This is a genomic window from Roseibium sp., assembly GCF_048260565.1.
Classification (GTDB): Bacteria; Pseudomonadota; Alphaproteobacteria; order Rhizobiales; family Stappiaceae; genus Roseibium.
Genome location: NZ_JBLXGP010000001.1, coordinates 313,915 through 337,828, shown reverse-complemented (window position 1 = coordinate 337,828; position 23,914 = coordinate 313,915). Strand labels below are relative to the sequence as shown.

The 23,914-nt window shown below is 62.5% G+C and carries 23 protein-coding genes; 14 read left to right on the top strand and 9 right to left on the bottom strand.

All coding sequences use genetic code 11. From position 1 onward, the window contains the following. Window positions 1-3 precede the first annotated feature (3 nt). The 3 genes from ACN0SO_RS01525 (at window position 4) to ACN0SO_RS01515 (ending at window position 3,320) form a co-directional block, all read left to right on the top strand. Complete coding sequence (locus ACN0SO_RS01525; RefSeq protein WP_417673811.1) at window positions 4-621, top strand: O-methyltransferase; 618 nt, start codon at window positions 4-6, stop codon at window positions 619-621. A 44-nt stretch (window positions 622-665) separates the two neighbouring features. Beyond that, on the top strand, window positions 666-1,913 hold the full coding sequence (locus ACN0SO_RS01520) for a cation:proton antiporter (protein WP_417673809.1): 1,248 nt from the start codon (window positions 666-668) through the stop codon (window positions 1,911-1,913). A 165-nt stretch (window positions 1,914-2,078) separates the two neighbouring features. After that, entirely contained in the window at window positions 2,079-3,320 is a 1,242-nt protein-coding gene (locus tag ACN0SO_RS01515) for an FAD-dependent oxidoreductase (RefSeq protein ID WP_417673807.1), read from the top strand. Window positions 3,321-3,416: 96 nt separating this feature from the next. On the opposite strand, the gene ACN0SO_RS01510 is transcribed toward ACN0SO_RS01515, so the two are convergent. Together ACN0SO_RS01510 and ACN0SO_RS01505 are read right to left on the bottom strand one after the other, a co-directional pair. Next, a complete protein-coding gene (locus ACN0SO_RS01510; RefSeq protein ID WP_417673805.1) occupies window positions 3,417-3,989 on the bottom strand; it encodes a UbiX family flavin prenyltransferase in 573 nt (190 codons plus the stop codon). Then, complete coding sequence (locus ACN0SO_RS01505; protein WP_417673803.1) at window positions 3,974-5,509, bottom strand: UbiD family decarboxylase; 1,536 nt, start codon at window positions 5,507-5,509, stop codon at window positions 3,974-3,976. Before ACN0SO_RS01505 ends, ACN0SO_RS01510 begins: the two co-directional genes overlap by 16 nt. Window positions 5,510-5,651: 142 nt before the next feature. On the opposite strand from ACN0SO_RS01505, the gene ubiT reads away from it, so the two are divergent. The 4 genes from ubiT to ACN0SO_RS01485 are packed head-to-tail and all read left to right on the top strand — an operon-like array spanning window position 5,652 to window position 8,523. After that, window positions 5,652-6,215 (top strand): ubiquinone anaerobic biosynthesis accessory factor UbiT, encoded by a 564-nt coding sequence (gene ubiT / locus ACN0SO_RS01500; RefSeq protein WP_417673801.1) that lies wholly within the window; start codon window positions 5,652-5,654, stop codon window positions 6,213-6,215. Continuing rightward, window positions 6,212-7,222, top strand: a complete 1,011-nt coding sequence (gene ubiU / locus ACN0SO_RS01495) for a ubiquinone anaerobic biosynthesis protein UbiU (protein WP_417673798.1) — start codon at window positions 6,212-6,214, stop codon at window positions 7,220-7,222. Before ubiT ends, ubiU begins: the two co-directional genes overlap by 4 nt. 6 nt (window positions 7,223-7,228) lie before the next feature. Next, entirely contained in the window at window positions 7,229-8,137 is a 909-nt protein-coding gene (ubiV, locus tag ACN0SO_RS01490; protein WP_417673796.1) for a ubiquinone anaerobic biosynthesis protein UbiV, read from the top strand. Next, a complete protein-coding gene (locus ACN0SO_RS01485; RefSeq protein WP_417673794.1) occupies window positions 8,110-8,523 on the top strand; it encodes a hypothetical protein in 414 nt (137 codons plus the stop codon). The genes ubiV and ACN0SO_RS01485 overlap by 28 nt, the downstream gene beginning before the upstream one ends. 332 nt (window positions 8,524-8,855) lie before the next feature. Here the strand turns inward: ACN0SO_RS01485 and ACN0SO_RS01480 are convergent, their stop codons facing one another. Then, on the bottom strand, window positions 8,856-9,983 hold the full coding sequence (locus ACN0SO_RS01480) for a cobalamin-independent methionine synthase II family protein (RefSeq protein ID WP_417673792.1): 1,128 nt from the start codon (window positions 9,981-9,983) through the stop codon (window positions 8,856-8,858). A 606-nt stretch (window positions 9,984-10,589) separates the two neighbouring features. Between ACN0SO_RS01480 and ACN0SO_RS01475 the strand changes: the two genes are divergently transcribed. Next, window positions 10,590-11,906 (top strand): hypothetical protein, encoded by a 1,317-nt coding sequence (locus tag ACN0SO_RS01475; RefSeq protein ID WP_417673790.1) that lies wholly within the window; start codon window positions 10,590-10,592, stop codon window positions 11,904-11,906. A gap of 185 nt (window positions 11,907-12,091) precedes the next feature. After that, window positions 12,092-13,012: a hypothetical protein gene (locus ACN0SO_RS01470; RefSeq protein ID WP_417673788.1), complete on the top strand. Its 921-nt coding sequence runs from the start codon at window positions 12,092-12,094 to the stop codon at window positions 13,010-13,012. A 103-nt stretch (window positions 13,013-13,115) separates the two neighbouring features. Here the strand turns inward: ACN0SO_RS01470 and ACN0SO_RS01465 are convergent, their stop codons facing one another. Next, on the bottom strand, window positions 13,116-13,706 hold the full coding sequence (locus ACN0SO_RS01465) for a TetR/AcrR family transcriptional regulator (protein WP_417673786.1): 591 nt from the start codon (window positions 13,704-13,706) through the stop codon (window positions 13,116-13,118). A 108-nt stretch (window positions 13,707-13,814) separates the two neighbouring features. Here ACN0SO_RS01465 and ACN0SO_RS01460 point away from each other — a divergent pair, with 108 nt between their 5' ends. The 5 genes from ACN0SO_RS01460 (at window position 13,815) to ACN0SO_RS01440 (ending at window position 20,328) form a co-directional block, all read left to right on the top strand. Then, complete coding sequence (locus ACN0SO_RS01460) at window positions 13,815-14,510, top strand: PspA/IM30 family protein (protein WP_417673784.1); 696 nt, start codon at window positions 13,815-13,817, stop codon at window positions 14,508-14,510. A gap of 25 nt (window positions 14,511-14,535) precedes the next feature. Continuing rightward, window positions 14,536-14,817 (top strand): YiaA/YiaB family inner membrane protein, encoded by a 282-nt coding sequence (locus ACN0SO_RS01455; protein WP_417673782.1) that lies wholly within the window; start codon window positions 14,536-14,538, stop codon window positions 14,815-14,817. A 120-nt stretch (window positions 14,818-14,937) separates the two neighbouring features. Beyond that, window positions 14,938-18,336 carry an acyl-[ACP]--phospholipid O-acyltransferase gene (locus tag ACN0SO_RS01450; protein WP_417673780.1) on the top strand — a complete coding sequence of 1,133 codons (3,399 nt, stop codon included), beginning with the start codon at window positions 14,938-14,940 and terminating at the stop codon, window positions 18,334-18,336. A gap of 392 nt (window positions 18,337-18,728) precedes the next feature. After that, window positions 18,729-19,880 (top strand): helix-turn-helix transcriptional regulator, encoded by a 1,152-nt coding sequence (locus tag ACN0SO_RS01445; RefSeq protein ID WP_417673778.1) that lies wholly within the window; start codon window positions 18,729-18,731, stop codon window positions 19,878-19,880. Window positions 19,881-20,034: 154 nt separating this feature from the next. Continuing rightward, window positions 20,035-20,328 (top strand): DUF6916 family protein, encoded by a 294-nt coding sequence (locus ACN0SO_RS01440; protein WP_417673776.1) that lies wholly within the window; start codon window positions 20,035-20,037, stop codon window positions 20,326-20,328. Window positions 20,329-20,334: 6 nt separating this feature from the next. Here the strand turns inward: ACN0SO_RS01440 and ACN0SO_RS01435 are convergent, their stop codons facing one another. The 5 genes from ACN0SO_RS01435 to ACN0SO_RS01415 all read right to left on the bottom strand — a co-directional run bounded on the left by ACN0SO_RS01435 (window position 20,335) and on the right by ACN0SO_RS01415 (window position 23,790). Then, window positions 20,335-20,850, bottom strand: a complete 516-nt coding sequence (locus tag ACN0SO_RS01435; RefSeq protein WP_417673774.1) for a GNAT family N-acetyltransferase — start codon at window positions 20,848-20,850, stop codon at window positions 20,335-20,337. 22 nt (window positions 20,851-20,872) lie between these two features. Next, window positions 20,873-22,090 (bottom strand): hypothetical protein, encoded by a 1,218-nt coding sequence (locus ACN0SO_RS01430; RefSeq protein WP_417673772.1) that lies wholly within the window; start codon window positions 22,088-22,090, stop codon window positions 20,873-20,875. A gap of 105 nt (window positions 22,091-22,195) precedes the next feature. Next, the gene (locus ACN0SO_RS01425; protein ID WP_417673770.1) at window positions 22,196-22,720 is read right to left on the bottom strand and encodes a phage tail protein; all 525 of its coding nucleotides are present in this window, start codon (window positions 22,718-22,720) and stop codon (window positions 22,196-22,198) included. A gap of 12 nt (window positions 22,721-22,732) precedes the next feature. Then, complete coding sequence (locus ACN0SO_RS01420; RefSeq protein ID WP_417673768.1) at window positions 22,733-23,251, bottom strand: phage tail protein; 519 nt, start codon at window positions 23,249-23,251, stop codon at window positions 22,733-22,735. A 23-nt stretch (window positions 23,252-23,274) separates the two neighbouring features. Next, window positions 23,275-23,790 (bottom strand): phage tail protein, encoded by a 516-nt coding sequence (locus ACN0SO_RS01415; RefSeq protein ID WP_417673766.1) that lies wholly within the window; start codon window positions 23,788-23,790, stop codon window positions 23,275-23,277. Window positions 23,791-23,914: the final 124 nt, after the last annotated feature.

The window sequence follows — 23,914 nt, the reverse complement described above, 5'->3', positions numbered from 1 at the left end:
ACCATGACCGACGACGCCCGCTTTACCGCCGTTCTCGACGCGTATCACCGTCTGATCGAGGATCGCACACGGACCCTGGAGGGGGCGCCGTTCAACGACGGTCGCGAGCGGTTCATGCCGGTCGGCCCGGAGACCGGCCAGTTGCTCGCGGTTCTCGCGCGCAGCCTCGAAGCGCCGCGGATCCTGGAACTGGGCACCTCGTTCGGCTATTCCACGCTCTGGCTCGCTTCCGCCGCGAAGACCGCCGGCGGCCGGGTGACGACGATCGAGAAGTATGAGGAGAAATCCGCTTTCGCCCGGCAGATGTCGGAAAAGGCGGGTCTGGCCGATGCGGTCGAGTTTCTGGTCGGCGATGCGCTGGAGATCCAGCGCGATCTGTCGGGCCCCTGGGATTTCGTCCTGATCGACCACTGGAAGGATCTTTATCTGCCCAGTTACGAGTTGCTCAAACCCGACCTTGCGCCGGGCGCCATTCTGGTGGCCGACAACATGCTGCGCGACGGCCGGGAACAACATCTCGACTTCGCGGATGCGGTCCGCGCCACGGACGGCATGGACAGCGTCGTTCTGCCGGTCGGTTCCGGCATTCTCGTTGCGCGTCTGGGCCGGGCGGTGCTTTAATCGGTTGGCCCGCGCGGCGCTCCTTTTCCTGGCTCCGGTTCATTATGCTGTCCGTCTACGATCTGATTTCCATGCTCCTGGTGCTGACCGCCGTCTTCGCCTGGATCAATCACCGTTTCGTCCATCTGCCGCACACCATCGGCCTGCTCGTCATCGGGCTTGCGGCCTCGCTGGTGCTGATCGGGATCGAATTCGCCTTCCCTGACATCCTCGTTCATGAGGATCTCACGAACATCATCCGGCAGGTCGACTTCCAGAACACCGTGCTCGACGGCATGCTGGCCTTTCTCCTGTTCGCCGGCGCGCTCCATGTGGATTTCGAGCAGTTGAGGGACCGGGCCTGGACCGTCGGCACCATGGCAACGGTCGGCGTCCTGATTTCCACCGGGATCGTCGGCACCGGTTTCTGGCTGGCGGCCGAGCTGCTCGGCGTTCCGGTTCCCTTTGCCTGGGCGCTGGTGTTCGGCGCGCTGATCAGCCCGACCGACCCGGTGGCGGTGCTCTCGACGCTGAAGACGGTCCGCGTGCCCGCCACGCTCGAGGCGGAAATGACCGGCGAGTCGCTCTTCAACGACGGCGTCGGCGTGGTGATCTTCACCGTCCTGCTTGCGGCCGCGGTCGGCGCTTCCGGCGACGGCATCGACCTGATCCATATCGGCGAGCTGTTCTTCGTCGAGGCCCTCGGCGGCGCCGTGCTCGGCCTGGCCGCCGGCTATCTCGCCTATCGGGCGATGCGCGCCATCGACGACTACACCATCGAGGTGCTGATCTCGCTGGCGGTGGTCGCCGGCACCTATGCGCTGGCCGGCAAGCTGCACATGAGCGGCCCGATCGCCGTCGTCGTGGCCGGCGTCCTGCTCGGCCACCGCGGCCCGAACGATGCCATGAGCGAGCGGACGGAGCGCTACATCTTCGCCTTCTGGACGCTGGTCGACGAAATCCTGAACTCGGTGCTGTTCCTGCTCATCGGCCTGGAAGTGCTGATCCTGCGCCTCGACCCGTCCTTCGGCTGGCTGGTCGCGCTCGCGGTGCCGATCGCGCTCGGCGCGCGCTTCTTTGCCGTGGCGGTTCCGGTGCTGCTGTTGAGCTCAAACCACGTGTTCACACGCGGCACGATCCCGGTGCTGACCTGGGGCGGGCTGCGCGGCGGCATTTCCATCGCCCTTGCCCTGTCGCTGCCCGAGGTCGCGGAGAAATCCGTCCTCCTCACCGCGACCTACGCGGTGGTTCTCTTCACCGTCATCGTCCAGGGCCTGAGCCTGCGCAGCGTCGTCGAACGCTACGTCGATTGACGGCTCTCCGGCTCCGGATGTTGTGGCAAATCGGGCCCCACCTTCGCGCATGGGTCACCCTGACGGCGCCATTACGTAATCGGTAATTATGTCGATGATACCGATGTCTGCTTCGAAGCGGAATCGGATAGAGTGGCGCCGTTGAAAGCTGCTGGAGCCCTTCGGATGGTCAATCAACTGGACGTCGATTGTTGCGTCGTCGGCGGCGGTCCGGCGGGCGTCATGGCGGGGCTTCTGTTTGCCCGCGCGGGCGCAAGGACCGTCGTCCTTGAAAAGCACGGCGATTTCCTGCGGGATTTCCGGGGCGACACCGTCCACCCCTCCACGCTGGAACTGATGCATGAGCTGGGCGTTCTGGAAGCGTTTCTCGCCCGGCCGCACCAGCAGTTAAGCCGGCTGTCGGCCCGCTTCGGCGACGAGCTCGTGCATCTGGCAGATTTCTCCCACTGCAATACCACCTGCAAGTTCATTGCCCTGATGCCCCAGTGGCACTTCCTGGATTTCCTGAACTCGGTGGCGTCGCCTCTGCCGACCTACCAGTTGCGCCAAAGTGCGGAGGTCACCGATCTGATCTTCGACGGCGAGCGCGTCGCCGGCGTTCATGCCGAGACGCCGGAGGGTCCGCTGGAGGTACGGGCGAAACTCGTCATCGGTGCCGACGGCCGAGGTTCGCTGGTGCGCGATCGCGCCGGGTTCGAGGTGGAGGACATCGGCGCGCCCATCGACGTGTTGTGGTTCAAGGTGCCCCGCCCCGAGGGCTTCCACGAGGAAGAGCCGCTGTTCAACATGAACAAGGGCAGCGTCGTCATCACCATCGATCGCGGCGATTATTTCCAGTGCGCCTTCGTCATTCCCAAAGGGGCTGCGGAAAACGTGAAAGGCAAGGGGCTGGAGCACTTCCACTCCGTCGTCGTCACGGCCGCGCCCCATCTCGCCGGGCTGGTCGATGCGGTGACCGACCTCGACGCAGTCAAGCTGCTGACGGTCACAGTGGACCGGCTCAAGATTTGGTCGCGCCCCGGTCTCCTGATGATCGGCGACAGCGCCCACGCCATGTCGCCCATCGGCGGCGTCGGCATCAATCTCGCGGTCCAGGATGCGGTCGCGGCCGCCAACCTTCTGGCCGGTCCGCTGGCGGAAGGTCAGGACGTCGACCCGCTTCTGCCTGGCTTACGCGAGCGGCGACTGTGGCCGATCAAGGCGACCCAGTTCGTTCAGGTTCAGGCGCAGAACCGGCTGATCGCCCCCGCATTGGAAACGTCCAAACCGAGCAAGCCGCCCCTGCCCGCCCGCCTCGCCTCCCGGATGCCTTTCCTGCAGCACAGGCTGGCGTCGGTAATCGGTGTGGGCGTCCGGCCCGAGCATATTCAAAGCCCGGAGAAGTATCCCCTGCGACCGCCCCGATGACCGTGAAGGCGGACCGAGGGGCCGCCGGGTGGACGGGTTGTACATTATCGCGGGCGTTTGCGGATGGTGCGAACCCCGGACAGACCTTCCATTTCTTCAGGCCGCTCCCGTCCAGCGGCTCAGGGACGGACCCGGATCGATGCCGGCGGTCGCAAGCGCCCTTGCCGCGATCTGGCGGATCATGTCGTCCAGGGTTTCCGGTCCGGCGTAAAACGGCGGAACCGGCGGGAACACGATGCCGCCCATTCGGGTGACTTTCAGCATCGCTTCCAGGTGGCCTGCATGCAGCGGCGCCTCGCGGGCCAGAAGCACCAGCGGCCGGCGCTCCTTGAGGCAGACATCGGCGGCCCGGACAAGCAGCCCCTCCCCCGTTCCGTAGGCGATCGCCGCAAGCGAGCGCATGGAACAGGGCGCCACCAGCATGGCATCGACAGGGTGGGAACCACTGGCGATCGGAGCGCAGAGGTCTTCCGGCGCAAATTCGCGGGTCGCAAGGCGGCGGATCTCTTCCCTGCCCTCTGCCCCCAGTTCGTGGGCGATGGTCTTCTCCGCCCCGCGGGAAACGACGGTCAGCCGCTCCACATCGAGGTTGGCGAGCAGTCTCAGGATCTCAAGCGCCAGAACCGCGCCCGAGGCCCCGGATATGCCGACGATCACGTGGCGGGACATGGCATTTCCTCCTGCGGTGCATCCATGGTTTCACGGCCTGCCATCAGGCGGCCGAACAAGGCATCCGCGCGCCGTTCCACCTCTTCGGGCATCGACAGTGCGTCGGCGAAGGGCCGCGTCGTCTCGGCCCCGATCTTGACCGTCGCGTCGATGCCGAGCTTGCCGCCGAGCCCCTCCACGGGGCTTGCGAAATCGAGCTGGTCCACCGGTGTCTTTTCCAGAACCATCAGGTCCCGTTCCGGATCCGCCCGTGTGGCAACCGCCCACATGACGTCGTCCCAGCTTCGGATATCGACATCCCCGTCGACCACGATCACGTATTTGGTCATGGAAAACTGCGGCAGCAGGGACCAGAAGCCCATCATCACCCGGCGCGCCTGGCCTGCGTAGGACTTGTCGATCTTCAGGACGGCAACCCGGTAGGAACAGGTCGCCGGCGGCAGATGGATATCCAGGATTTCCGGAATGGCCTGCCGGAGCAGCGGGCGGAAGACATCGATCATGGCCTCGCCGATCACCGACGGCTCGTCGGGCGCGCGGCCGGTGAAGGTCGACAGATACGGCGCGCCGGGCCGGAGCTTAAGCGCCTCCAGATGAAAGACCGGATAGGGGGCCGCATCGTTGTAATAGCCGGTGTGATCGCCGAACGGGCCTTCCAGCGCCGTCTCGCCGGGCCGGACGGTTCCCTCCAGCACGATCTCCGCGCTTGCCGGCACATGCAGGGGAATTTTTCCGCAAGGCATCAGCCGGGCGGGCGCGCCGTTCAGGATACCTGCAAGGGTCAGTTCGCTGACATCGCCGGGCGCCGGCATGACGGCGGACAGCAATGTCGCCGGATCGCAGCCGATCACGACGGCGACCGGCATGGGCTTGCCTTCCTGCTGCCATGCCCGGTAGTGGCGCGCCCCGCCCCGGAACGGCAGCCAGCGCAGGATGGCCTTTTGCGGGCCCAGAACCTGCATCCGGTATATGCCGAGATTATAGTCGCGCGGATCGTCCTTTCCCGGCGGGCGGGTGATCACGACCGGCCAGGTGATCAGTGGCCCGGCATCTCCGGGCCAGCAGGTCTGAACCGGCAGACGGGACAGGTCCGGCGCGACCTCTTCCAGCTTCCGGCCCGGCCGGACGATCTTCGGCCGGGCAGCAAGGCCGGCTTTGGCCATCGGATAAAGCTCTTTTATATCGGCCATGTTGCGGGGTGGCCTGGGAGAGCGGAGCGCGGCCAGGAACGTGCCGAGCTGTTCCAGGTGATCCGGCCTCACGCCCAGACCTTCCGCGACCCGCTGCCGGGTTCCGAACAGATTGACCAGCAGGGGCATTTCGACGCGGCTCCCGTCCGGCCGCACCGGATTGCGCAAGAGCAGCGCCGGCCCGCCGGAGGAAATCAGCCGCCGGTGCAAGGCGGTGGCCTCCAGGTGGATATTGGCGGAAACCGGCGAGGAAATGAGGTCTCCGCGCGCTTCGAGGTGGCTCAGGAAGCTTCTTAGATCCGGAAAACGGGGCAGTTCGCGCGCGGACATATGGGTGCCAGTCCTGTTCCGGCCACTATGACAAGTCGGCCTCCCCTCGTTCTTGGAATTTAATTCCGGAACGTCCTTGACTTAGATCAAGTATCGACCCGCGGCAGGCACGATAGCGTCAGCGCAGCAAAGCGAGTGCGCCATGTCCGACAGCCTACCTCCTCCCGGCCTTCTGCCGGGTTTCATCTCCTCCCTGCTCACCCCGATGCCCCGAGCTCCCATGGAAGAAATTCTCTCCCGCCTGATCCGCAGCCTGATTGCCAGGCGGCCCGACCTGATGGCCCGTCTCGGCGATACGGCGGAGGTTCCGATCGCCGTCGTTCCCGACGACCTGCCCCACGCCTTTCACCTGTCCCTGGACCGGCAGAACCCAAGGGTCCGTATCGTGGACAAGGACAAGACCAGGGGTGCTGCGGCCGTCATCCGAGCGCCGTTTCTCGTGCTGCTGGGCCTGCTGGACGGCACGTTCGACGGTGACGCGGTCTTCTTCAGCCGCAGCCTGCGGATCGAGGGGCGGATGGATCACGTGCTGGCCCTGCGCAACACCCTTGAGGAAGCCGATCTGACACCGGCGGAATTCGCCGGCCTGACCGGTACAGCGGCCGATCTTGCCAACCGGTTCGCCGGCCGGGCGCTCGACATGGCGCGCTACATGACCGGCGCTCGAGAGCCGGACCGGCCGGCTTCCGGAGGCGCACGCCGATGACGGGCACGGCTCCCCCGGTCCTCGAACTGGTCTGCCCGGCCGGCACCCCGTCCTCGCTGCGCACCGCGGTCGACGCGGGCGCCCACGCCGTTTACTGCGGCTTCAACGACGAAACCAACGCCCGCAATTTTCCGGGGCTCAATTTCTCCCCCGAGGAGCTGCGTGACGGCATCGCCTATGCGCACAAGGCGGGCGCGAAGGTTCTGGTCGCCATCAACACCTTCGCCACGGCCGGAGCGACGGACACCTGGCGGCGGGCGGTCGACCGGGCGGTGGCAAGCGGCGCGGATGCGATCATCGCGGCGGATATCGCCGTTCTCGACCATTGCGCGACCCGGCATCCGGCGCAGCGCCTGCATCTTTCCGTGCAGGCCGCGGCCAACACGCCGGAAGCGATCGAGTTCTATGCGCGGACCTTCGGCGTCAAACGCGTGGTCCTGCCGCGCGTTCTTTCGGTGCCCGAAATCGCCGCGCTCAACGCGGAGATCTCCGTCGAGACGGAGGTCTTCGTCTTCGGCGGGCTTTGCGTGATGACCGAAGGTCGCTGCGCGCTGTCCTCCTATGCCACCGGCAAGTCTCCCAACCTGACCGGCGTGTGTTCGCCGCCCGACCACGTGTCCTATTCGGAGGATGCGTCCGGCAACCTGCTGACGCGGCTCGGCGGCTTCACCGTCGACTGCGTCCCGAAAGGGGAACCCGCCGGTTACCCGACGCTGTGCAAGGGGCAGTTTGCCGCGCGGGGCGAAACCAGCCACCTGTTCGAGGACCCGGTCAGCCTGAACGCCGCCGACCTGCTGCCCGAGCTGGCGAGAGCCGGCGTCACGGCGCTCAAGATCGAGGGACGCCAGCGAGGCAAGGCCTATATCGGCCAGGTGGTCCGGGCCTTCCGCTCCGCCGTGGACGCCCTCGCCTCCGAAGTCGACGCGCTTCCCGACATGGCCGTCCTCAACAGCCTGTCGGAGGGCGGGCGCCAGACAGCGGGCTCCTACCGGAAAACCTGGAGATAGACGGACATGAACGCCTCTCCCATCGAACTCGCCCTCGGGCCCTGTCTGTTCAACTGGCCGGCGGACCGTATGGCCGATTTCTATGCCCGGATCGCGGACGAGGCCCCGGTCGAGCGGGTCTATGTCGGCGAGGTCGTCTGCGGCAAGCGCATGCCCTTTACCGACCCGATCTGGGCCGACGTGATCGAACGGCTGACCGGCGCGGGCAAAACCGTCGTCTTTTCAGCCCTGGCGCAACCCGCCAGCAAGCGGGACCGCAACGCACTGACCCTGCAGGCGGCCTACGACCTGCCGATTGAAATCAACGACATGTCCATGCTTCCCGCGCGTTCGGGCAAACCATTCACCGCCGGCCCGTTCCTCAACTGCTACAACGAGGCCTGTCTTTCCTTCCTGGCGGCGCGCGGCGCGACCGACTGGTGCCCGCCGGTGGAACTGCCGTTGTCCTCGATCCGCAAGATCGCGGCGTTGGTGCCCGAGGTCGGGATCGAACTCTTCGCCTTCGGTCGGCTGCCGCTGGCGCTTTCCTCGCGGTGCTACCACGCCCGCTCCCACGGGCTGAGCAAGGATTCCTGCCAGTTCGTCTGCGAAAAGGATCCGGACGGGATGGAGGTCACCACGCTGGACGGGCAGCGCTTCCTGGCCGCCAACGGGATCCAGACCCTGTCCGACAGCTATCAGGTCGCGGCGCTTGCCCCGGACCACCTGCACAGCCTCGGCATCTCTCGCCTGCGCCTGTCGCCCCATTCCATCGACATGGTTCGGGTCGCCACGCTCTTCCGGGAGAGCCTGGACGGCGGGATCCCCCCGGACGAACTCGAAGCAAAGCTTGAAGAAACGGGACTATCCGCCTCTATCTGCAATGCCTATCTGAACGGAGATGCAGGGTGGAAGAAAGAGAACTTGAGCCTCTAGGGCCAACGCCGGCCGACACCAACCATGGCCGGCCGGACGAATTTCTGGACCGGGTCCAGCGCGCCTTGTCCGCCCTGGACCTGCCCTGCGCGTGCCAGGACAAGGTTGACCGCACCATCCTGGCCCTGGAGGAATGGGAAACCCGGAAGGTCCGACGCCGACTGGTTGCGGATATTCTGGAGGACTTCTCCCGCCTGCAGGCGGGAATGACCTATCTGGGCGAGCTGCAGTTGCTCGACCGGCAGCCGGTCCCGGCGGAGGTTCTGAAGGACCACGCCGAAAGCCTGAAATTTCTCGCCGACACGGCGGACCGCTGTGCCAGGCATCTGGATGCGCTGGCGCGGGTCGACGGCAAAGGGACCGGCGCCAAAGGCAAATGCCTTTGATCGAATTGGTCGGCCGCTTGCTCCAGATAACCTCTCCCTCCGGGCTACGACATTCACACATGTCATTTCCACTCCAGCCGAACCGGGTGGAGCGGGATGTGAACCGTACCGGCGCTCGGGAAGCGGGCCGAAGTGGATTGGATCACCCGGACTTCGCCGTGCGATGACGCAGTGCGTGCAGGCAAGCCTTGCCATTTCCCCGGTGTCATTGCACGGCGAAGTCCGGGCAATCCACTCGCATCGATCAAACTGCAAGGAGGGCGAAGATGTGAAGCTGTAGCCTCCTGGCCTTGCCGATCAAATTCGCCCCGGCCTTTGCGCCGTGCCTTCGCCTAATTCCGGCTTGCGGCCAGATCGGCGCCCTTGCGCAGGTTGCGGAGCTTTTTCCAGGTGACGTCCGGATCGATCTTGCCGTAGCCGGCGAAGGTGCCGAAGCCGCAGTCGGTGCTGGCGATCACCCGGTCGGTCCCGACGATATCGATGAAGTGCTGCAGCCGCTGGGCGATCAGCTCCGGGTGCTCCACGTAGTTGGAACAGGTGTCGATGACGCCCGGCGCGAGAATCTTGTCGTCCGGGATCGCCGTGTCGCGCCAGACGACCCATTCGTGCTCGTGGCACGGGTTCGCGCCTTCAAACAGGATGGTGCACGGGCGGGCGGCGAGCACGATGTCGATCACCTTTTCCAGAGCGATATCGTGATCGTGCGGCCCCTCGTAGTTGCCCCAGCACAGATGCATGCGCATCCGCTCCTTCGGCAGGCCTTCGGTGGCCGCATTCAGGGCCTCCACATTGGCGGCGGCGATCTTCAGGAACTCTTCCTCCGAGGCGTCCTGGTAACCGGTATGGGCGGACATGGCGAGGTCCGGACAATCGAACTGGATATCCAGCCCGGCATCGAGGATGGCCTCGTATTCCGGCCGCATCGCCGCGACCAGGGCGTCCAGATAGGCCTCGTGGCTCGGGTAATAGCGGTTGACCTGGAACGCCGTGATCAGTCCCGGCGACGCCGCGTTCATGAAGGCGCGCGTCCCCTGGCCTTCCTCGGCAAGGGCTTTCTTGAAGCGGCGGATATCGTCGAGGGCCGGCTGCAGGTCGACCAGCTTGACCTCGCCGATACAGGACGCACGGGTGAACTCCTGCTTGCCCATGATGGCGCTGAGCTTTCTGGCGAGGTCCGGATGTTCCGCCAGATCCTGCGCGGGCTTGCGGTCGATATGCCCGCCGAAGCCGCTCAGGCGCTCCTGCATGTAGGTCGAATAGCCGACCTTGCCCAACTCGCCATCGGAAACGATGCTGACCCCGGCCTCGCGCTGATGCCGGACGGCCTCGTTGATCGCCGCCTGAACAACCGCCTCGAATTCTTCCCTGTCGAAGTCCTCGCCCTTGTCCTTCGCCAGAAGCAGGGCCGACAGTTTTTCGCCGCGCGGCAGGCTGCCCACATGGGTCGTCTCGATTGCCATTTGTTTCCTCGGGTGGTTGTTCTTGGTCAGGGCGTCAAGGTTCCGTGCCGTTCGGATACATAGCGATGATCGCGATCGATCCGATCAGCTCGGAATTCGGCCCGAAGGTCGGCGATCTGCGGGCGGATTGCAACCGGCATGTATGCATTTTCGGTCTGGAGGAGGCTGCCTTCGGATTGGCAAAAGCCCCCCTCACCTTCCCGCCAGACGATCCGCCAGGAAATCCATCTCGACCGGCAGCGTGTCCTCCGACAGGCCCATGAAGCGGCCCAAGAGGCTGATGGTGACCAGGCCGTGGACGGCGGTGAAGCAGGATCGGGTGCGGGTGGAACCGTTTGCCGAGCTCAGGACAAGTATTTTCTTTCCGAAAATTCAATAAATTCACCGTAAAGACGAGAATTATCCTGCATTAAGTCGAAAAATATCCCGATAAATCGAGACTTATCTTATTTTATTATTAATAAGACTCTTATTTATTCTAATTATTACCTAAAGTAAATTTCAGAAAGCGACATATCACATTCTACTTATTTTATATTACTTCTGCGCCTGATATATATGCACACATCGCCACACAGGGAGAATTGATTGAGGCGCAGGTTTCCCATGTCCAGGCAGATCCTTTCCATCCCATCTTTGTTGTTGTCGCTCTCGCTGTTCTGCGGCGGGGCCGCGGCAGCGGGCAGCTCGCCGATGGATTTCGATCTAGTGATCGCTCCCGCGATGGATAAAACCGAGAAATCCGCAAACGGCTACAACGTCCATACGCAACGGGACGCCATTGTTTACAGGTTTCGCGGCCAGACGGTTACGAGCGAGTGGGCCGTGGTGTCGACGATCAAGGAACACAAATACACCGGACATTTCACCATGACCGGGACATTCAGGGATGGTGTTCTGACCGGGAAAATAGAGGGCGAGATCGAGGCGCATACGAAGAGAATTGCGCCCGGCAACGCCCCCACTCCGGATAAGCCATTCTGGGTTGGCTATTATACGGGAGCCGTTCACGGAACCGTTTCCGATGGCACCAACCTTCAGCTTCAAACCACTGAAATCATCTATAGGGAAAAATTTCTCACAAGCCGGGCAATCCTGGATTCGAGCGGCAAGGCCACGGGGTATAAATGGGTCTACACCGAACGGAAGCCACAGGGGCGCAAGCCGGAACTCAAAGACTATTCCCTGGTGTTGCCGATCAAGGTCGAAGCCACCGTCTGGTACCAGAGCCCCTATTTCACCGCGAGCGGCGAGCAGGATGACCGGCTTGGCTGGATGCTGGACCGGCTGAGCGGTCAGATGGAAGCCCTGTCGCAAAATCTTCTCAAGGGCATCGTGCCGCTGGCACGGCAGCAATGGCAGTCCCTCAGGGCTTCGCTGCAGGATCTTCAGGCGGAGATGGCGGACAAGGACAATGTCTCTCTGTCCCTGTCGGCAACCCCAGCTGACGCCGCAATCGACCAAATTAGCCGCCTGGAGGAGCTGTCAACGGCCTATGTGGAGCTTCACAAGGTAGCCCTGACCCAGAATAACCATTTCCTGCATACCGTCGAGGATCTCAAACTCAACTTCATCAACAATGTGGGGACGATTACGGTCCAATCCTTCCTCAGTTGGACCAATGTCATCCCCACCGACATGTATGCCGGGCTTGAGGGCTACTCGCTGGAGAGCTCGCTTTTCGCCCTACCCAGGACATTGGCGTCCTGGCAACGGCAGGCGCAAAAGGATGCCTCTCTCCTCAAGGATCAGACGACCACGATCAGGATGATGGAGGCCTATGCCGACTACTGGTCGGATGTTGCGGAGACATGCCTTAAGGAGAACCGCAAGATCCATGATCGGTTTCAAGCGATCAAAAAGGACGAAGTCCTGTCGCTGACCTCGGAAATCACGGACTTCTCGTCAGGCCTTCAATTCTGAGACAGGGATCAGAAGGGGAACCGGCTCCCGATCCTGTCCCTCCCCGAAAAACGCGCAGAACGCGCATAGGAAAGACGTGAAAATCGTCCACAAACCCAACGCTCACCGCTGAGAGGAGGATTACCATGGCCTGCCGCCCACTCGAGATCGCTATAGCTGCCTTCGCACTGAGTGCGAGCGTTTCAATGTCAACGGCTGCAGAAAATGTGGCGCCTCCGAAGGGCTACTCGATCGTGGATGAGGACAAGACCTATTCGATCTCCCTGAACGGAGAGACGGTTTTCCGCATCGGTTTTGACATTGGCATGATGCCGTTCGAGATCGACGGTCCGCGCGACATGACGGGAAACGGCGTGCCGGATCTGACGGTCTTGTGGATGACCTCCCGTTCGACATCGGATTTTGCCGTTTTCGAATTCTGGCCGCAAGGCTTTGCCACGCTGTTCCAGACATCCGGCATGACGCGCGACATGTTGAACACCTATAGCGACCTTTCCGACGCCCAGGTCGCAGCACTCGTGTCCGGAGGACTAAGTTCGCCGGACCTTCGCCCGCAGGCCAAGATCACCCTGCCGCAGCATCTGACGAAAGAGCCTGAGGACGGGAGCGCGAAGCCGCAAACGGCAGAGGGGCCCGCCGCGCTGCCCGAAACAAATGGCTTCTGGCGCTACAAGCCGGGAAACCTGGACGAAGGCACATCCGCTGAACTTGGCTGGATGGAGCCTGACCTATCGGAAAAAACGTTTTCCCTCATCAAGTTTCTCTGCCGCGCGAATGGCGATGATACGTGGGTTCTGCCGATGTATTTCGTCGACGAAGAAAGAGAAAATCCCGAGGAACCCGACAGGCTGCGGTTCACCCTGGACGGGACACCCTTCGACATCAATATCTGGTGGCAGCTCAATGACGAAACCGGCCACTACGAACCCATGGGCTCATTGCCGCCGGATACCGATTTCTTCGACCGGCTGGTCAAGGCGGATGAGGTTGTGATGCAATGCGGCGACATTTCCCCGGATATTCTTGACGGTGCCGCAGGCGATGCAAATCAGGTGGCTGAGCTCAAGCAGTTCATTCGGCAGTGCAAACAGTCTTCCGCTCGCTGAGAGCATGACCAGGCATCAGGGGCAGACCGGACGACTCGCCGTTCCGGACAGAAAGCGCCCGACTGCATGAGCCGACCGGTCAAAAAAAACCACGCTTCCCCCCTCATCGTCCCGCCAGACGATCCACCAGGAAATCCATCTCCACCGGCAACGTGTCCTCAGACAGGCCGATAAAGCGATCCTCGAGGCTGATGGTGACCAGGCCATGGACAGCGGCGAAGCAGGTTCTTGTGCGGGCGGCGAGGGCTGCGTCGTCCATGGCGGGCTCCAGCGTCTTGATCTCCTGGCCGATGAAGGCGAGCAGCGCGATGTTTTCCTGGCGGTGTTCTTCCGGGATTTCCCTGGCTCCGGCCAGGTGATGGTCGAACAGGCCGCGCCACAGGTTCACATTGGCCCGCGCGAAATCCAGATAGGTATGGGCGAGCGCCTTCAGCCGCGCGACCGGATCGGTGAGCCCTTCCGTGGCCGCCGTCATGGCGTCGCGGATTTGGCTAAGCGTGATTGCGTTGACCGCAATAATCAGCGCGTCGATATCGGCATAGTGCTTGTAGACGGAGCCGACCGAATAGCCGGCCTTTGCGGCGACGGCGCGGATCTGGACCGCGTTCAGCCCACCCTCCTCCATCAGCGCGACGGCGGCCTCCAGGATGCGCCGGTGGGTTTCCTCGCTCTTGGCCTTCTGCACGCCCGCCATTAACCAGTCTCCGATCAAAAAATTGAACAAGGTTCACTTTCTTCTTGACCTTGGAGGAAACCCATGGTTTTGTCAAATGGTGAACATTGTTCATCTTTTGGAGGTTCCATGATCGACAGATTGATATCGACACTGAAGGCTCTGATGAACGGAGCTGTGGAGCAGGCAAGCGAACGCAACGACCTCGCCCTGCTCTCCGCCCAGATCCGCGACGCGGGCGCCGCCGTCCGTGCCGCCAGAAAGGCGGTCGCGCTGGCCAGGGCGCAGAACGAACAGGACCGCCGGCGCATCGGCACCGTCGCCTCGGCAATCGCGGACCTTGAGACCCGCGCGAAGACGGCGCTTGCCAAGGGCGCGGATCCGCTGGCACGCGATGCGGCCGAAGCCATCGCCGTTCTTGAGGACGAGCACGCCGCCCTCACCCAGGCGGTCACGGCCTTCGAGGCCGACATTGCCGTCCTCACCGACAACCTGCGCCGGGCCGAAGCCCGCCTGCGGGAACTGGAACGCGGCCAGCGGGTTGCCAATGTCCGCGAGCATGTGCGCACGGCCAGCACGCTGGGTGCCGCCGTCCGGCAATCGTCCCTGACGGAAGCCGAAGACACGCTGCTCCGTATCAGGGACCGCCAGGAGCGCGGCATGCTGGCCGACGAGGCGCTGGCCTCGCTCTCCGCCCTCGACCGGCCGAAGGAACTGATCTCCCGTCTTGCGGATGCCGGCTGCGGAGAACCGGTGCGGTCTTCCGCCGACGCCGTGCTGGACCGGCTGAAAGCCGCCAAACCCATCCTGATCGCAAAATCCTGAACCGCTCAATAAAAGGAGACTACCCATGCAAGACCCCACTCCCAAGCATTCGCAGCCCTGGACCCTGTTCACCATGGTGAGCTTCGGCATTTCCGCCGCAATGATGGCCATCGGCATCTTCAACCTGGAAGCCAGCTTCGCCGCCAAGGGCTTTTACGCCATGGCCGCATTCATGCTGGTTCATTCCTCCGTCACGCTGACCAAGACCCTGCGTGACCGGGAAGAGGCGATGAAATTCCACAACCGGATCGAGGACGCCCGGACCGAGAGGCTGCTGATGGATGTCGGCACCTCGAGCAAGGCCTGACATCAACCCCCAGTAAACGACCCGGCTGCTAGTCTGCATTTTTTACAGTCTCTGCGCTCTGCCTTGAGGAAGGACGCGAGAACTCCAGGCTAGCGGCCCGGATCCGGCAAAGAGGACACCATGACCAACTCGCTGATGACATCGAAGCGCTTCGCGCCGCTGTTCTGGACCCAGTTCCTGTCCGCGTTCAACGACAACTTCCTGAAGAACGCGCTGGTGTTCCTGATCCTGTTCCAAGTGGCGGACGGCTCCGCGGCCCTGATCTCGCTCGCAGGCGCCGTGTTCATTTCACCGTTCCTGTTTCTCTCCGCACTCGGCGGCCAGATCGCCGACCGCTGCGACAAGGCAATGGTCGCCAGAAAGTTGAAGCTCGCCGAGATCGGCGGCGCCGTCCTTGCCATCACCGGCATGGCCCTCCAGTCGATCCCGGTGCTGTTTGCCGCCCTGTTCGTCTTTGGCACGGTCTCGGCGCTGTTCAGCCCGGTGAAATACGGCATCCTGCCCGATCACCTGGAGCCGGAAGAGCTGCCGCGGGCGAATGCCTGGATCGAGGCCGGCACCTTCCTCTCTATTCTTGGCGGCACCATTTCCGCCGGACTGCTGTTCGCGCAAGGGCAAGTCGCGCTGACCTTCGCTCCGGTGATGCTGGCGCTCGCCGTCGGCTGCTACATGATCAGCCGCAAGATCCCCTCCACGCGCATCGCAGCCCCTGATCTGAAGGCCGACTGGAACGTGCTGAAGTCCACCTGGGACATCCTGGCCGATCTCGTCCGCGACAGCCGCCTGTTCAAGGTCGCGCTGATGAGCTCCTGGTTCTGGCTGGTCGGCGCCGTCGTCATGTCCGTGCTGCCGGTGATCGTCAAGGACGTCATGGGCGGCGGGGAAACCGCGGTCACCTTCTTCCTGACCGTCTTCGCCGTGTCCATCGGCATCGGTTCGGCGATCGCCGCCTGGTTCTGCGCCGGCCGCGTGGTGCTGTTGCCCGCCGTCTTCGGCACCGTGCTGATGACCGGCTTCTGCCTGGACATTCACTTCGCCCTCGACGGCTTCGCGGTGACCGCCGCCTCCGGTTCTCTGATGGATTTCGTCGCCCAGCCCGGCGTTACCCGCATTGCCATCGACATGGCCGGCCTTGCGATTGCCGGCGCCATGCTGGTGGTGCCGACCTTCACCGCCCTGCAGACCTGGGCCAAGCCGGAACACCGCGCCCGCACCATCGCCGGCGCCAATGCGCTCGGTGCCGCCGTCATGGTCGCAGGCGGCGTTGCGCTGGCCGGCGCCCAGAAGATCGGTCTCGGCGTCAGCGACGTCATGCTGATCCTGGCCGGACTGAACGGTGTCGCCGCCGTCGTCATGTTCAAGACCCTGCCGACCGACCCGTTCCGCGATCTGGTCTCCATCATCTACCGCGCCTTCTTCCGCATGGAGGTGAAGGGGCTGGAGAACCTGGAAAAGGCCGGCGAGGCCCCGATCCTGGCGCTGAACCACGTCAGCTACCTGGACGCGGCCCTGGCACTGACCCTGACCGACAAGGCCCCGACCTTCGCGATCGACTATCACGTGGCCCAGCGCCCCTGGATCAAGCCGTTCCTGAGGCTCGCCAATGCCCTGCCGGTCAACCCGGCCAAGCCGATGGCGACCCGCTCGCTGATCAAGGTGGTGAATTCCGGCGAGCCGATGGCGATCTTCCCGGAAGGCCGGATCACTGTCACCGGCAGCCTGATGAAGGTCTATGACGGCGCGGCCATGGTGGCCGACAAGACCGGCGCCAAGATCGTGCCGATCCGCATCGACGGCCTGGAAAAGACGCCGTTCTCCTATCTGAACCCGAACCAGATCCGCAAGCGCCTGTTCCCGAAAGTGAGGGTGACCGTGATGGAACCGCAGGAGTTGACCGTGGCGGAAGAGCTGAAGGGCCGCAAGCGCCGTTCGGCTGCCGGCTCCAGGCTCTACGAGATCATGTCCGACCTGATCTTCCAGACCAGCCTGTCCTCCGACCAGACCATCGTCGAAAAGGTGATCGCAACGGCCAAGGAACGCGGCCTGTCGGAAACGGCCGTGGAGGATCCGGTTTCCGGTCACCTGACCTACGGCAAGCTCCTGACCGGCACCGCCGTTCTGGCTCGCAAGCTTGCCAAGATTACCGGCGAGGACGAAACCGTCGGCGTGATGCTGCCCAATGCCAACGGCACGGTGGTGACCACGCTCGCCCTGATGTCGGCGGGCAAGGTTCCGGCGATGATCAACTTCACCTCCGGCGCGCGCAACGTGATCTCCGCCTGCCGCACCGCCAAGGTGAGCAAGGTACTGACCTCGCGCACCTTCATCACCCAGGCCAAGCTGGACGCGCTGGTGGAGGAAGTCGGCAAGGAGGTTGAGTTCATCTGGCTGGACGATGTCCGCAAGGAGATCGGAATGGCGGACAAGATCGCCGGCCGCCTGACCCGCATGCACCCATTCGTCAAGCGTACCGCCGATGACGTCGCCGTCGTCATGTTCACCTCCGGCTCCGAAGGCCAGCCGAAGGGCGTGGTCCTGAGCCACCGGAACGTGCTTGCCAATGCCACCCAGGCGGCAGCGCGCATCGACTTCACGCCGAGCGACAAGCTCTTCAATGTGCTGCCGATGTTCCATTCCTTCGGGCTGACGGCGGGCACGATCCTGCCGCTGGTCTCCGGCGTGCCGACCTATCTCTACCCCTCGCCCCTGCACTACCGCATTGTGCCGGAGCTGATCTATTCCTCCAACGCGACGATCCTGTTCGGCACGGACACGTTCCTCAACGGCTATGCCCGCGTGGCCCATCCTTACGACTTCCGCTCCCTGCGCTACTGCTTTGCAGGGGCGGAGCCGGTGAAGCCGTCCACGCGCCAGACCTATATGGAACGCTTCGGCCTGCGCATCCTGGAAGGCTACGGCGTGACCGAGGCCGCCCCGGTGATCGCGATCAACACGCCCATGTACAACAAGGCCGGTTCCGTCGGAAAACTCATGCCGGGCATGTCCGCGCGCCTTGAGACCGTTCCGGGCGTGGAGGACGGCGGGCGCCTGCATATCTCCGGCCCGAACGTCATGGTCGGCTATCTGCTGGCCGACAATCCGGGCGTGGTCGTGCCCCTGGTCGACGGCTGGCACGACACCGGTGACGTGGTGGAAATCGATGAGGACGGTTTCGTCATCATCAAGGGCCGCGCCAAGCGCTTTGCCAAGATCGCCGGCGAGATGGTGTCCCTGGCGGCCGTGGAAGAGATCGCCGGAGACCTGTGGCCGGAGCACCTCTCCGCCGTGGCGGCGATCAAGGACGAGCGCAAGGGCGAACGGCTGGTGCTGATCACCGATTGCTCCACCGCCGACCGGGCCGCGTTCCTCGCCCATGCCAAGGCCCGCGGCGCCCAGGATCTGATGGTGCCGGCGGAGGTCCGCGTGGTCTCAAAGGTCCCGGTGCTCGGCTCCGGCAAGATCGACTTCGCCGGCGTGAAAACGCTGGTGGAGGAAGGCGAACCCGCCCGGGCGGCGTAAGGCTCGAAAAACTGAAGGCCCGCCCGTCGGAAATGTCGGGCGGGCTTCCCCGTTCTGCCAGCCCGCTTCGCAGGGCAGATACACGCAGTTGCGGTCAGGCAGGCTTCGCACAGCATTCGAATAACAATCTGTCGAACCACACGGTTTCAATCGGAAAAAATCGCAGCCGGGAAAAACAGCGAAATATCCGCCGGTCTTCTGCCAACCAATTGGCTCATATCAACCGCAATAAACAGGACCCTGCCTGACCGCGTTCGGTATCGGGAAAACAAAACCAGATCCGTACCGCGGATGCTTGCCCTGCGGTTCGGCTTGTAATTATTTTTGAAAAGAACGGCTTCCGGAACAGCGTATAAGATAAGCTATCCACAAGTGCTTTACGGGGAAGAGACTTGCCGGACGATCCGATCAGCTTGGCAGACCATGCGCACCTGACGCGTCTGATCTACGCGGCTGTTTTCGACCAGAATGGCTGGCAGAGCTTTCTGGAGGAACTGACCCGGGTCACCGGCGGTGTGCGCACCCATCTGTTCGGTTACGACATCCCCGCCGGTCTGTCCCTGGGCCTCACCGCCGCCGGCTACGAGCCCGGTTACATCGAAAGTTACAACCGGTATTACGGCGAGATAAACTCCTGGGCCCCGGGCTTTGCGGCGCATAAATCCGGTATTGTCATTCCTTCCCAACGCATGTGTTCCAAACAGACATTGTTCGGAACCGAATTCTACAACGACTGGGTCCGCCCGCAGGAGGATGTCGCGGCCGGCGGCGGGGCACTGATCTTCAAGGACGCGACCCGGATGATCGCCTTCGGCGGCAATATCCGGCTGAAGGACGAGGAGAAGCTGGAAGCCGCCTGGCTGCAGACGGTCGGGCTCATCACGCCCCACCTGCAGCAAGCATTCGAAATCAGCCGGGTTCTTGCCGGACAGTCCCTGGAAAAGGATCTGTTGTTAGATGGAACGGTTACCGGCAATGCGGGCATTATGCTGCTGGCGGAAAACGGCTTTCTGCTTTATGCGAACCCCACTGCCTTGAAGTTGCTGCAGGAAGGCAACATCCTGCGGGACGATCATGCGGGCCGGGTTCACTTCCAGGATCCCGAAGCCGCTGAAAAACTCGCACATTGCCAACTCGCCCTGATGACCGGCAGATCCACGGTCAGCTCCCGGATCCGGGTACAGGCTCCGCCGGACGGTCTGGACTACATGTGCCGCATGGTCGTGTTCGAGCCGGAAATGCACGCCGTTTCGCCCTTTCCTCTGTCGCTGGGGTATTGGCGGAGAGCCCTTCTCGTGACGATCAGCCCAATCCGCAATGCCGACCCGAACGGGCATATATTGCGTAAGCGATACGGATTGACCGAAGCCGAAACCGCTATCGCGATGGGCATTGCTAACGGAAATCGGCTCAATGAACTCGCGGACGAGCGCGGCGTGAGTATTTACACCATTCGAAATCAGCTCAAGGCCGCAATGCAGAAAACCGGCGTCAGCAGACAATCGGAACTGGCGGTTCTGGTCACAAAGGCCCGCCATGCGTAAGCCCGGGTTCCGGAGCCGGTTCTCCTGCCATCCAAGCGGAGGAAACCGAGTTCAGTATCGCACTTTCCGGCCTGTCCCGTTAGAGTCCGATGCTCTAGTGTACCTTCACAACCTCCGATGACTCGGAAATTCCATACAATTTTAGGGAGTTCCCATGCCGGCGACAGAATATTTGACCATTACCAATTTTGAAGAACTGAAAGACAGAACTTTTACCGTCGTCTCAAGCGAGCCGCCCGTGGTCCTGAAATTGGTCGAAGTGAAGAAGATGGGGTCGGGCGAACGCGAAGGCGGTGCCTTTTCCGTGCTCTGGCAGGGGCCGAGCGAGCCGTTCCTGCCGCAATCCATCTACCGGTTCTCCCAAGCCGAGCTTGGCGAGCACGAGTTGTTTATCGTCCCCGTTGCGGAAAAGACGGACGGCTTTCAGTACGAGTCGGTCTTTACCTGACGATTTTCATCCGGCTGCGAGTTCGGCCCGCCACATCAGGAGATCATAAACGCCCTTGTCCTCGACCGGCCGGAATCCGAGGCGACGATAAAGGGACATGGCGGGGTTGAACTTTTCCACGTGGATCCCGACGCTCTTGCCTTCCGCCGCCGCCTCCTCCAGCAGATCGCTCAGGATAGCGCCGCCCATGCCCCTGCCGCGCACGGCCGGCAGCAGGGCGATATCGATGATGCGGTGTTCGGTGTCCCACCGCTCCAGATAAAGCCGCCCGATGGCTCTGCCGGCTTGCTCGACGATCAGCCAGAGCGCGTCAGGGTAATGCTTTTGATAATGATCGTGCTGGGCACGAAACTGCATGTCGATAAAGGCGCGCTTTTCGCCCTCGCTCCAGGGCGTCCGCGCCAGTTCCGCCTCCCGCGTCGTCCGGTAGAGCAGCGTCAGAAACGGCATGTCCGACGTCTTCATGTCCCGGTAGCTTAGGCCGTGCGCGGCCGCACGTCCGCTGCGGGGCGGACGTTTCAAGCCGGATCCCGCCTGCGGTTCGTCATGCGCCTGTCGGTGTGATGTCATGGGTTACCGTGAAATCGGCGACAAACGATCCGAGCCCGGTCCAGTTTGCCGACCAATGGTCGGGAAGCTGCTGAAGGATGTAGCTCAATTCGCGAGACTCGGTATCCAGCGCAAACAGGATCAGCTTCTGGTCGGCCTCACCATAGAGATTGAGCTCCAGGTTCCCCGGCGCGTATGCGATCACCGTCGGCGTCGTCCAGGCCGAGTGCGCTCCCGTCGTCTGACGTATGCCGTAGATCGGGCTTCCCGCCCCCGAACCGACCTGGGCCGCAAGATAGAGACCATCGTTCGAGCTTGCGCCGACCGCAAAGGTCTGGATCGGCAGGTCGAATGCGGCAAACAGCAGCCAGTCCGTGAACACGTTCCCGGACATTTCCGTCTGCACCTTCTTGTAGATGTTCGCTCCGATGCGGCCGAAAATGTAGACAAATCCATCGCCGTCGATGGCAATTTCGATCTGCTCGAAACCGGAAAGAGATCCCTGAATGTCCTGCCAGCCTTCCCACCCTTCGGGCAGGAACGGCCTGTCGCTGGACTGGAAGTTGAGGTACGGCACCTGGGCCTCGTTCAGGCCGACCAGAATGATCCGGCCGTCGGCGTTATTGGTCGCCCTGACCGTCTTCAGCGCGCCGGGCAGCTGTTGCCAGTCGGACCAGGGCTGGGTGGGTGGTTTCGCCACCGCGACAGTGACCTCTATGGGCGTTTCGGTTCCCGGCGGGATCGTCGTGACCGTTTCCTGTCCGACCGTGTAGGAGTTCTTGTACTTCCACCAGATGGTATCGTCGGCACCTAAGCCGAACACATTGCTGAGCCCGTTCAGGCCGCGCAGAAGGACGGTATCCTGGAAGGCGGAGACCGACGAAGGTTTGCCCAGATCCACGGGTTTCCGGAATCGGTTCGTGGCCTCGCTCCCGGGGCTTTCCGCAAGATAGAGGAGGCTTTGCGTGCCCGTGGCTTCCGCAATAAGTGAAACGTACCCCTCCATCGTCAGGGCGGCGCGAAGCGTGGCCGGTTTATAGGTATTGTCGGTCAGCTGTGTGAAATTGTCGGCGAAGGGTCCATTCTCATTCACCTGATCCTTGTAGACCAGATGGCCCTGCCCATCGATGGCTCCCACGAAAATACGGAAATAGGAGGGAGACACGAGGCCTGAAGCAAGAATTTCCTCCTGGATGGTTTCGTCGATGGACATGTCGATCATCCTTTTGACTGGACCGCACCGCATTGCCGGTCCGCGGCCTAAAAGCCATGGCGTGCCCGGCTGGCGCTGCGACGCCGGAGCGAACACGGTCTCGTTTTAACTGCGGGACGGATAGAGCCCGACCAGCGCAATTATGAAATTCAGCACCAGATAAGGCTGCACGTTGTCGTGCGACTGACTGCCACCCGTCGTCGAAAGTGTTTCCGCCGCCATATCGCTCAGGTTCTCGGCATCGGCATTGTAAACCTGTATCGGGAAAGAGCCGCCCATCGAGGTCGTGTTCGACGGCGCCGAACTTGTACCGGTAGCCATTGCGGCACGCAGCGTATGCCGATGACTTGGAATTTGAGCTTCTGTCAGGGTGACCGTCTCCACTCCCAGCTTTTCGCCAAGCCGGCGGGACGTCAGCCCCGGTCCCCGTCCGGGGTGCATGGGCGCACGCCCCTGAAGGTTCGGCAGGGCCGTCGTCGACCGGCCATCGCCGCCGTACACGGTTCCGATGAGGGAGAAAAGCGCCGTATTCTGTGCGATCGGCAAGAGCTGGCCGTCGCAAAAGGCCCATCCGCGCGGGGCGAAATTGCCAGCGAATATCCTGATTTCCGCGACAAACGGTTCTGACATGTCCAGCCCCTCCTAGTGCCTGCTCGGGTAAATGCCGACGAGCGCGATGATGAAATGCACGCACAATGTCGGCATCAGGTTCGTATGAGGCTGGCTGCCGCCCGTGTTCGCTATCGCGTCGGCTCCCAAGCTCGTATCCTGGTCTGCCTCACGGTAGAAATTGAAACCCAGGACATCCGAGAGAACCCTGCCGGTCGGATCGCTGGCGGTCGCCGCGTTTCTACTGGCGTTGAAATCGTGCGAATGACTGGCAAGCTGGTTTACGGTCAGGGTTACCTTCTCCGCCCCTCCCTTGCTGCCCAGACGGCGCGGGCTCAATCCCGGCCCCTCCCCCTGATGAAGGGGAATACGTCCACGCATGTCCGGCAATCCGAACGTGGTCCGGCCGTCGCCTCCATAGATCGTACCCAGAAGAGAAAACAGCGCATCGTTTTGGGAAACCGCAAGCAACTGGCCGTCGCAGTATGCCCAGCCGCGCGGCGCAAAATTGCCCGCGAACATACGGATCTCGCCCACAAAGGGTTCGGACATTCTTTTTCTCCCTGGTTCACGGCCTAATTGCGGGACGGAAACAGCCCCTGGAGGGCGATGCAAAAGCTGATAGTCAGAAAGGGCTGCATGTTGTTATGCGCCTGTCCTCCACCAACATTCGTCACCGTTCCACCGCGTAAGGCGACCATGGTACCGGCTTCGGGTTCCCTGTAGGTGAGATCCGTGTCCTGGGACGGACTTGCCAGATATCGATCCTCGGAAATCCGTTGATTTCCCGGAAGCGGCTGCGCCTTGGCGCTATGCGTGTGGGCAGCGATCTGAGCAACGGTCAGGGTTATGGTCTCTGCGCCCGATTTCTGACCGAGCGCATGCCCCTCCGCTCTGTGGATAGGGGTTCGGCTGCGCAGATCCGGCAAAGCGAAGGTTGTGCGTCCGTCGCCGCCGTAGGTCGTGCCCAACAGCGAATACAGCGATTGATTCTGGTTGATCGGCAGGATCTGCCCGTCGGTGTAAGCCCATCCTCTGGGGGCAAAATTGAACCCGATCATCCGGATTTCGGCAAGAAAAGGCTCTGACATATTCCCTCCCAGAAATTGCAAACCCTGTCGATTCCGGGCATTCCGACCTTGAAAAGCGGACGTAGAGAAAGCCCCTTGCCAGATGTGATTTCTGACGATATATGCAACCTTATAGCGATTAATT